We start from the raw sequence: 8901 nt of genomic DNA on the forward strand, positions 1-8901 counted from the left end.
AGACCTAGCCGAGACCGTGCACGCAGCGCTTGGACACGCTGCCAATCATGCGGCTGAAAACGAACAGCTCGTTTCCCTGTGCCGCGCGTCACACACGGGAGAGTGACGGTACCTCCTCGGGCATGATGGCCTGGAGGCCGCCGAAGCGTCGCTCGCGGCCGTGGAATGCGGCGAGGGCCTCGGCGAGATCGCCCGCGTCGAATTCGGGCCACATCCGCTCGGTGAAGTGCAGCTCGGCATAGGCGCCTTCCCACAGCAGGAAGTCCGACAGCCGCTTCTCGCCCGAGGTGCGGATGATGAGATCGACGTCGCGCAAGCCGGCCTCGCCGGTGACGAGCTGCGAGAACGCTTCGCGGGTGAGGCTGGTCAGTGCCGCCGCCTTCGCCGCGGCGTTGAGGATGGCATCGCGCGCGGAATAATCCACGGCGATGCGCAGGTGCAGCGTACTGCCGTGGGCGGTGGCCGCTTCGGCGCGCGCGATCGCATTGGCGATGCCGTCAGGCAAACGGTCGCGGCGGCCGATCACGGTGAGGCGCACGCCGTTCTTCACCAGGCTCTGCACCTCATTGGCGAGATAGAAGCGCATCAGGGTCATCAGCGCGGCGACCTCGGCCTTCGGCCTTCGCCAATTGTCGGTCGAGAACGCATAGAGCGTCAGCGTGCCGATGCCCTGCTTCGGCGCGGCCTCGACGATGCGGCGGATCGTCTCGACGCCGGCCTCGTGGCCGCGCACGCGCGACAGGCCGCGCCGCGTCGCCCACCGTCCGTTGCCGTCCATGATGATGCCGACATGAAGCTTCTCGTTGCGGGGCGCAAGTTCACTTTGCATTGCAAAGTCTCCGGTCAAAAAGGGGATGATCAGGTCGAGACGATACCGAGGCGGCCGAGCGGCGGCGCCTCGCGTCCGGCGGCCTTGGCGGCGTCGCGCACCAGCCGTTCGAGCACGGCGAGGTAATCGAGGAAACGGCGGCGGCCGGCCTTGGTCAGGCGGCAGGTGGTGTGCGGGCGATTGCCCTCATAGCCCTTGGTCACCTCGACGAGGCCGGCCTCCTGGAGCACGGCAAGATGCCGGCTGAGATTGCCGTCGGTCAGGCCGCAGAGCTGCTTGAGGTCGGCGAACGCCAGCCCCTTCGGATGCGCCATCAGCGAGGTCAGAAGCCCGAGCCTCGCCTTCTCGTGGATGACGCGGTCGAGCCCTTCATAGGAAAAAGGCGCGCTGTCAGTCTTCGACATCATGGTCTCCGGACGCAAAATACAGAATGCCCGCCATCACCGACTGGCCGATCACGAAAGGCAGGCCCATGGTCCATGGTGACAGCGTGTGGGTTTGGCTCGCGAGCACCACGACCGCGAAGCCTGAAACGAAATACCAGGCGCCTGCGAGCGCGACGGTGCGCGGCAGCGAGCGGACGGAGGCGAAGATGCCGAGCGACACCAGGATCTGCCACAGACCCGGCAACAGCCACAGCGTCTCGCTCGCGAACTTCCACATCACCACCGCAAGCAGCACGCCGGCAACGCCCGCGGGGAGGAACTGCTCGACCGCCTGGTGGATCATGGCGTCGGCAAGGCCGGAATGATGGCGGCGTGAACGCGCGCGCATCTCGATCCCGATCACCAGGACGGAGAGCACGGCGGCAACGAACCAGCCGAAGAAGAAGCCGAGCGGCTCGCCGGTGGGGTCACCGAGCAGCCAGAATTGCAGGATTGCCGTAATCAGCGCGACGGCGCCGGTCGCGGCCATCGTCGCCGGTCCGTAGCCGCGGAACGCCGTGCCGGCCGCAATCTGACTGCGGATTGCCACGATGTCGGCCAGTGCCTTGTCGAGATCGCGCATCGGCAACGCCAGAACCTCGCTCCACCCACGCTTGTCGGACGCGTTACTTTGTATTGCAAAGTATATCGCATTGCAAAGTAAGCGCAAGCCGGAAAGTCGCCGCGAGGAGCCTGATCTCGAGCAGACAACTGCTGGTTGCGCCACACCTCCTCCCGCGGATAAGATGGATTCAAAACCATTCCGGGGGAGCAAGTATGTGGCTTAAGTCATTTGTCGTTGCGTCTCTGTTGCAGCTGATCGTTGCCGGCATCGCGCATGCGAAAGGACCATTCGGCAGCGTCAACGTCGGCAACTGGATCGGCGGCGCCTTCAGCAATGACGAAACGGGCGCCTTCTCCCATTGCGCGGCGACGACGCCTTATGCGAACGGCGTCATCCTCGTCGTGAGCCAAAATGCCGCCGGCACATGGTCGCTCGCCTTTGCGAGTCCCAGCTACCGCTTCAACAAGGGCGAGAACGCCGCGATCGACGTGACCTTTGACGGGCAGGAGCAAGCCAGGCTGTTCGCCACGGCGTACCAGCCCAACATGCTCACGGCCATCATGCCGCTCAATGTCGTGCGAACGTTTCAGAAGGCGAGCCTGATGGTGGCGACGGCCGGCCGCGCCGTCCTGAATTTCGACCTGACCTCGACCGGCCCGGTGATCGCCGCATTGGCCAATTGCATGACCAAGGTGAAAGCCGACGGGCTCGACAAGGCCGGCGATTTCACCAAGATCGCCGCCAAGCCGCAGCCCGCGCCGGACAAGCAGGCGCCACCGGCCGGCAGCAAAGCTGCCCGGGCCAGGAGCGGCACCGGCTTCGTGGTGAGCGCCAGCGGACACATCGTCACCAACAACCATGTGATCGACGGCTGCGTCGGCGACATCAAGGGCAACCTCACCGGCGAGGCCTCGATGGTGCTGCGCGTCGTGTCGAGCGATGCAAACAACGATCTCGCTCTCTTACAGGCGCCATCGACAGTGACATTCAAGGACTTTGCGCGGATCCGCGACCGCTCGTTCCGCTCCGGCGATTCCGTCGTCGCGATCGGCTTTCCTTACCATGGCTTGCTCACGTCGGACTTCACCGTGACGACCGGTATCGTGAGCTCGCTCAGCGGCATGCGCAACGACACGCGTTTCCTGCAAATCAGCGCGCCGGTGCAGCCCGGCAATAGCGGCGGCCCGCTGTTCGACACCACCGGTCAGATCGTGGGTGTGGTCACCGCAAAGATCCCCGTACTGCGCATCGCCGCTGCGACCGGCAACATTCCGGAGAACATCAACTTCGCCATCAAGACCGGCGCGCTGCGCGACTTCCTCGACAACAGCGTCGTGCCCTACCAGACCGCGGAGCCGAAGAGCGAGCTCAAGACCACCGACATCGCCGGCAACGCGCGGCCCTATACGATGCTGATCTCGTGCAACGGGACGGAGCAGGCTGACGCGAAGCGGTGAGGCTGCCAAAACAACCAGCCCCGTCATCCCGAGGTGCGAGCGGCGCGATGCCAGGCATCGCGTCGGGAGCCTCGAAGGATGAACGGCCGGGATGCAGCCGGGCCGCCGCCCTTCGAGGCTCGTCCTGCGGTGCACCGCAGGACGAGCACCTCAGGGTGACGGTGAGGGGATGAGTCTAGCGGAGGCGCAGGCTGCGCAGCCCTATGTCGCTCCCTCACCCGTGGCAGCACGCACCCTTCGCCGCCTGCGGCTCGTACTGGTCGCGCAGGCGCACCCAGTCCATCGGATAGGGCAACCCCTCCTCGTGACGGCCGAGCGGGGTGAGGTCGAGGTACTGATAGGCGGCGTTCATCATGTCGAGGCCGCGGGCGAAGCAGGAATAGGTGTGGAAGATCTCTCCGGCCTCGTTGCGGTAGAACACGCTGATGCCGGGCAGCTCGGGGCCGTAGATCGGCGTGGTGCCGAAATTGTACATCGGCTTGCCCGTGGCGATCTGCTCTGGCGAGAACGTCACACCGTAATCCTGGTTGAAGCCGTTGCTCCCTGACGAGACCCAGTCGAAGGTCCAGCCCATCCGCGTCTTGAAGTCCTCGAGCTTTGCGCTGGGTGCCAGCGAGACCGCGACCATGGTGGTGTCGCGCGCGGCCAGATGCGGCACCATGCGCTCGAATCCGTCGGCCCAGAACGAGCAGCTCTTGCAGGCGGCTTCCCAGTCGGGCGCGAACATCACGTGCTGGACGACGAGCTGCGGACGCCCCCTGAAGAGATCGCCGAGCGCCACCTTGCCGTTCGGTCCGTCGAACACGTAATCCTTGTCGACCTTGGCCCAGGGCAGCGCGCGCCGCTCCTCGGCGAGGCGCTCGCGGGCCGCTGTGAGCTCCTTCTCATGCGCCAGATGGATTTTGCGAGCCGCGATCCATTGCTCGCGCGAAACGATCTGATGGTGCTGCATGGCGGTCTCCTCTGACAGGAATCAGGCGACGAAGGCATCGAGCTTGTCGAAGAACGAGCTCCAGCCCCGCTGATGGTTGTCGCGCGCGGTCTCGTCGAAGAACTGGGCGTGATGAAAGATCATCAGCGTGCCGGCGCTATCCGGCTTGAACGAGATCGTGACCAGCGATTCGCGTTCCGGCGTCGAGTGCCAGGCCCAGGTGAAGACCAAAAGCTCGTTCGGCACGACCTCGCGATAGGTACCGCCGGCCTCGAAATATTCGCCGTCGTCGCGGACGAAGCTGATGCGGTAGCGGCCGCCGGTGCGAACGTCGAGCTCGGCGTTCAGCGTCGCCGGTCTCATGTTCGGCGGCCCGAACCATTGCGCTAGCTGCGCGGCCTGCGTCCAGGCGGCGTAGACTTTTTCCGGCCGCGCGCGGAGCCGGCGCGTGAGCGTGAGGCTTGGACGTTCGCTTGGACGTTCGCTTGCGCGTTCGGCGCTGCGGGAATCGGCGTTGACGGCTGGGTTGGCCATGTCTCTTCCTCCACGAAGGCGGCAAGACGATCGAGATTGTCGGACCAGAACTGGGCGTAGCGATTGAGCCAGTTCATCGCCTGCTCCATCGGCTGCGCGGTGAGCCGGCAGGAGACCGTGCGACCGGTTTTCTCGCGCACGATCAGGCCTGCATCCGTGAGCACGTCGAGATGCTTCATGATCGCCGGCAGCGAGACCGGAAACGGCGCGGCCAGCTCGCTCACCGACAGGCTGTCCTGCTCGCCAAGGCGGGCAAGAAGCGCACGCCGCGTCGGGTCGGACAGCGCCGCAAAGGTCCGGTCCAGCGTCTCGTCCTGATACTTAACCATATGGTTTAGTATAAACGCGAACGAAGAACCGTCAAGCCGGAACCCGCTGCACGACTGCGTGATCAGGCAGCGACCGGTTTGCAGCGTGAAACGCGACTAGTGCGGCGTAACGAGCCGCGCGCTCCGGCGCGGCTTGGGTTGGCGCTGCGGCACCTGGCCATAGGCCATGAGCGGATTGAGGCCGCAGAACAGCAGCCGGCCGGACACGCTGGCCTGGCACTGCTGCTGCGCGCCGCAGCGGGCGTGACGGTGACGACACCGGCGAGGACCGCACCCAGTGTCAGCAGGATCAATTGCGTCTTGCGCATGATCCCAACTCCTCTCTTCACAGCGCGAGATACGGGCCAAACATCATCAGGTCTCGCCGGGCCGTTCTATTCCAGATCAACGAGACAACGCGCGCAAGAAAAAAAGCCCTGCCGAACGGCAGGGCTCCATTTCCGATCATCACAAGATCGCTACTCGACCTTCAGGCCGGCGAACTCGACGACCTTCTTCCACTTCTCGGTCTCGGCCTTGATCTCCTCGCCGAACGCCTCGGGGGTCTGCACCCGCGGCTCGCCGCCGAGCTCGACCAGACGCTTGGTCATGTCCGGCTCCTTCATCAGCGTGTTGATCTCCTCGTTGAGCTTGGTGATGATTTCCTTCGGCGTGTTCTTCGGCGCACCCATGCCGAACAGCGCGCTCGCCTCGTAGTCCTTCACGGTCTCGCCGATCGTCGGCACGTCGGGCAGTTGCGGCGAGCGCTGCGCGGTGGTCACGCCGATCGCACGCAGGCTGCCCGAACGGATGTGCTGGATGATCGAGGGCATGTTGTCGAAGATCACCTGCACCTGACCGCCGAGCATGTCGGTGATCGCGGGCGCCGCGCCGCGATAGGGCACGTGCTGCATCTTGCAGCCGGTCATCGCCATGAACATCTCGCCGGACAGGTGCACCGAGGTGCCATTGCCTGACGAGGCCATGTTGACCTTGCCGGGATTGGCCTTCACGTATTCGATGAACTCGGCGACGGTCTTGGCCGGCACGTCCTTGTTGACGGTCATCACGTTCGGCACGCGCTGGAACGAGGCGATCGGCGCGATGTCGCGCACGAAGTTGAACTTCAGATTGGTGTAGAGCGAGGCGTTGATGTAGTTTGCCGGATTGACCAGCTGAAGCGTGTAGCCGTCGGGCTCGGCATTGATCACGGATTCGGTGGCGATATTGTTGCCGGCGCCCGGCTTGTTCTCGATCACGAATTGCTGGCCGAACTTCTCCGACAGCCGCTGGCCGAGCAGCCGCGCCAGGATGTCGGTGGCCCCGCCCGGCGGATAGCCGACCACCCATTTCACCGGGCGAGCCGGATAATCGGCAGCAAGGGCCTTCGACAGCGGGCTGGCTGCAAGAGGAGTGGCGGCAAGCAGGCCCAGCGCGGTACGGCGAGTGATCATCTCAAGGGTTCTCCCAACGTGTTGTTCTTGAAAGCCAGATATCTTGAAAGCGTCGTCAGCGGCGTTGTAACAAAGCTCGAAGCACGCGGAAAGTGCGCAACGCACATGGCGACGAAAGGATAAGGCATGCCGGTCAAGGTCGAGGCCCTCGATCATCTCGTGATCAACGTCGCCGACGTCGCGGTGACCGCGGAGTGGTACCGCAGGATTCTCGGCATGGAAGTCAAGGTGTTCGACCCCGGTGGCGGCAAAGCGCCGCGGACTTCCCTTCAATTCGGTAACCAGAAGATCAACGTCCGGCCGCGCGATGCCGACAAGGTCGAGTGGTTCACCGCGGACCACCAGACCGCCGGCAGCGAAGATCTGTGCTTTCTCACCTCCGCCTCGCCCGACGAGGTGGTGGCGCATTTGCAGGCACATGGCGTCGCAATCGAGGAGGGCCCGGTTCCCAAGCAGGGCGCCCGCGGCACGCTGCGCTCGGTCTATTGCAGGGATCCGGACGGGAGCCTGATCGAGATCTCGTCGTACGAGGATTGAGGCGCGCCTCGCGCTACACACTGCATCGTCATGCCCGGGCTTGACCCGGGCATCCACGCCTTTGACACCGAATACGCGGGCACACGTGGATGGCCGGGTCAAGCCCGGCCATGACGATGGGAGAAAGTGCACGCACCACACGGTATTCCCGTCCCCCGATTTGCGCCCCGCGCCGTCCGATGGCAGGAAGACGCAATAAACCAGAAGCGGCCGCCATCAAGATGCAGGCTGCACGGGAGGACTCATGCCCAATCAACAGACCGCAGCCGGAATCGTGGGCCCGTTCGACGGGCTGGATGTGCCCTGGCTGCTGAAGATGCGCGCCGAGATGCGCAGCTCACATCCGTTCCTGATCTGGGCGCCGTTAGACGCGCCGGCTCGGCGCTGGAGCTATGGCGAATTTCACGAGCGGGTCGGCGCGCTCGCGGCGGGGCTGGCGAAGCGCGGCGTCAAGCCGGGCGAATACGTGCTCATTCACCTGGACAATTGCATCGAGGCGCTGCTGGCCTGGTTTGCCTGCGTCGAGCTCGGCGCCATCGCAGTGACCACCAACACCCGTTCGGCGCCGGCCGAAATGGAATATTTTGCGGATCATTGCGGCGCGGTCGCCGCCATCACGCAACCGTCCTACGCCGAGATCATTGCAAGGCACTGCCGCAACCTGCGCTGGATGGCGGTGACCTCGCACGATGCGGGTGCGGCGCCAGCACAGCCCGTCGCACAGGGCGACAGTTTTGAAGCATTGTTCGCCGACAGCGCCGACCGCCCCAGGCGCGCGGCCGATCCGCTCGCGCCGTGCAGCGTGCAATACACCTCCGGCACGACATCGCGGCCGAAGGCGGTGCTGTGGACCCACGCCAACGCGCTGTGGGGCGCCAAGGTCAACGCCGCGCATGAGGACCTGCACGCCGGCGACGTGCATCAGGCCTATCTGCCGCTGTTCCATACCAACGCGCTGGCCTACTCCATGCTGGCGACGCTGTGGGTCGGCGGCTCATGCGTGATCCAGCCGCGCTTCTCCGCGAGCCGGTTCTGGCGCGTCGCGCGCGAGCACGGCTCGACCTGGACCTCGACCATTCCCTTCTGCATGAAGGCGCTGCTCGAGCAGGAGATCCCGAACGACCACAAATTCCGCCTGTGGGGCAGCGCCATCAACGAGCCGCCGGGCTTTGCCGCCTTTGGCGTCAAGATCATCGGTTGGTGGGGCATGACCGAGACCATCACCCACGGCATCGTCGGCGAGGTCGATCAGCCCAACATCCCGATGTCGATCGGACGCGCCGCGCCTGAGTACCAGATCCGGATCACCGACGATGACGGACGGCCGACCGAGGTCGGCGACACCGGCAATCTCTCGATCAGGGGCATCCGCGGCCTGTCGCTGTTCGCCGAGTACCTGCACAACGAGAAAGCCACGCGCGAGAGCTTCGACGAGCACGGCTTCTTCCTCACCGGCGACCGCGTCGAGCGGCTCGCGAACGGCTTCATCAAGTTCGGGGACCGCGCCAAGGACATGCTGAAGGTCGGCGGCGAGAACGTCGCGGCCTCCGAGATCGAGCAGGTGATCGCGCTCGTCCCCGGCGTGCGCGAGGCGGCGGTGGTGGCGAAGAAGCATCCGATGCTGGACGAGGTGCCGGTCGTCTTCATCATCCCGCACGGCGGCGTCGCGGGCGCGGCGCCGGACCTGCATGACAGCGTGATGGCCGCCTGCCGCAAGGGCCTTGCCGACTTCAAGGTGCCGCGCGAGATCAGGCTGGTCGACGACATGCCCCGCTCGACGCTGGAGAAGGTGGCGAAGGCGGAGCTGAGGAAGATGGTGGGGTAAGCTTTGCGCTATCTCCACGACGTCGTCCTGGCGAAA

The 8901-nt window shown here is 65.0% G+C and carries 9 protein-coding genes and 1 pseudogene; 3 read left to right on the top strand and 7 right to left on the bottom strand.

Annotated features, from left to right (window positions below):
- Positions 1–88 precede the first annotated feature (88 nt).
- The 3 genes from XI09_RS13490 to XI09_RS13500 are packed head-to-tail and all read right to left on the bottom strand — an operon-like array spanning position 89 to position 1837.
- Positions 89–829 carry a di-trans,poly-cis-decaprenylcistransferase gene (locus tag XI09_RS13490; RefSeq protein ID WP_271567273.1) on the bottom strand — a complete coding sequence of 247 codons (741 nt, stop codon included), beginning with the start codon at positions 827–829 and terminating at the stop codon, positions 89–91.
- A gap of 29 nt (positions 830–858) precedes the next feature.
- Positions 859–1233, bottom strand: coding sequence for a winged helix-turn-helix domain-containing protein (locus XI09_RS13495; RefSeq protein ID WP_027542101.1), 375 nt, complete (start codon positions 1231–1233; stop codon positions 859–861).
- Positions 1220–1837: a hypothetical protein gene (locus tag XI09_RS13500; protein ID WP_027542100.1), complete on the bottom strand. Its 618-nt coding sequence runs from the start codon at positions 1835–1837 to the stop codon at positions 1220–1222. Before XI09_RS13500 ends, XI09_RS13495 begins: the two co-directional genes overlap by 14 nt.
- A 194-nt stretch (positions 1838–2031) precedes the next feature.
- On the opposite strand from XI09_RS13500, the gene XI09_RS13505 reads away from it, so the two are divergent.
- A complete protein-coding gene (locus XI09_RS13505; RefSeq protein ID WP_271567274.1) occupies positions 2032–3276 on the top strand; it encodes a S1C family serine protease in 1245 nt (414 codons plus the stop codon).
- Between the two features lie 214 nt (positions 3277–3490).
- On the opposite strand, the gene XI09_RS13510 is transcribed toward XI09_RS13505, so the two are convergent.
- From XI09_RS13510 to XI09_RS13525, 4 genes and pseudogenes are all read right to left on the bottom strand, one after another.
- Complete coding sequence (locus XI09_RS13510; RefSeq protein ID WP_271567275.1) at positions 3491–4228, bottom strand: DUF899 domain-containing protein; 738 nt, start codon at positions 4226–4228, stop codon at positions 3491–3493.
- Between the two features lie 21 nt (positions 4229–4249).
- Positions 4250–4582 (bottom strand): annotated as a pseudogene (locus XI09_RS13515) (SRPBCC family protein); the annotation flags it as partial.
- A gap of 11 nt (positions 4583–4593) precedes the next feature.
- Complete coding sequence (locus XI09_RS13520) at positions 4594–5070, bottom strand: ArsR/SmtB family transcription factor (protein WP_271567276.1); 477 nt, start codon at positions 5068–5070, stop codon at positions 4594–4596.
- Positions 5071–5528: 458 nt separating this feature from the next.
- Positions 5529–6503, bottom strand: coding sequence for a Bug family tripartite tricarboxylate transporter substrate binding protein (locus tag XI09_RS13525; protein ID WP_271567277.1), 975 nt, complete (start codon positions 6501–6503; stop codon positions 5529–5531).
- 126 nt (positions 6504–6629) lie between these two features.
- Here XI09_RS13525 and XI09_RS13530 point away from each other — a divergent pair, with 126 nt between their 5' ends.
- Both XI09_RS13530 and XI09_RS13535 read left to right on the top strand, forming a co-directional pair.
- Entirely contained in the window at positions 6630–7040 is a 411-nt protein-coding gene (locus XI09_RS13530) for a VOC family protein (protein WP_271567278.1), read from the top strand.
- Between the two features lie 244 nt (positions 7041–7284).
- Complete coding sequence (locus tag XI09_RS13535; RefSeq protein ID WP_271567279.1) at positions 7285–8865, top strand: ATP-dependent acyl-CoA ligase; 1581 nt, start codon at positions 7285–7287, stop codon at positions 8863–8865.
- Positions 8866–8901: the final 36 nt, after the last annotated feature.

Origin of the sequence: Bradyrhizobium sp. CCBAU 11386 (assembly GCF_028128955.1) — a bacterium.
In the GTDB taxonomy this organism is placed as follows: domain Bacteria; phylum Pseudomonadota; class Alphaproteobacteria; order Rhizobiales; family Xanthobacteraceae; genus Bradyrhizobium.

Bases quoted from the DNA above. Each gene is read 5' to 3' on its own strand.
- XI09_RS13505 (WP_271567274.1), top strand. From the start codon at position 2,032: ATGTGGCTTAAGTCATTTGTCGTTGCGTCTCTGTTGCAGCTGATCGTT.
- XI09_RS13490 (WP_271567273.1), bottom strand. From the start codon at position 829: ATGCAAAGTGAACTTGCGCCCCGCAACGAGAAGCTTCATGTCGGCATC.
- XI09_RS13520 (WP_271567276.1), bottom strand. From the start codon at position 5,070: ATGGTTAAGTATCAGGACGAGACGCTGGACCGGACCTTTGCGGCGCTG.
- XI09_RS13510 (WP_271567275.1), bottom strand. From the start codon at position 4,228: ATGCAGCACCATCAGATCGTTTCGCGCGAGCAATGGATCGCGGCTCGC.
- XI09_RS13525 (WP_271567277.1), bottom strand. From the start codon at position 6,503: ATGATCACTCGCCGTACCGCGCTGGGCCTGCTTGCCGCCACTCCTCTT.
- XI09_RS13495 (WP_027542101.1), bottom strand. From the start codon at position 1,233: ATGTCGAAGACTGACAGCGCGCCTTTTTCCTATGAAGGGCTCGACCGC.
- XI09_RS13530 (WP_271567278.1), top strand. From the start codon at position 6,630: ATGCCGGTCAAGGTCGAGGCCCTCGATCATCTCGTGATCAACGTCGCC.
- XI09_RS13535 (WP_271567279.1), top strand. From the start codon at position 7,285: ATGCCCAATCAACAGACCGCAGCCGGAATCGTGGGCCCGTTCGACGGG.
- XI09_RS13500 (WP_027542100.1), bottom strand. From the start codon at position 1,837: ATGCGCGATCTCGACAAGGCACTGGCCGACATCGTGGCAATCCGCAGT.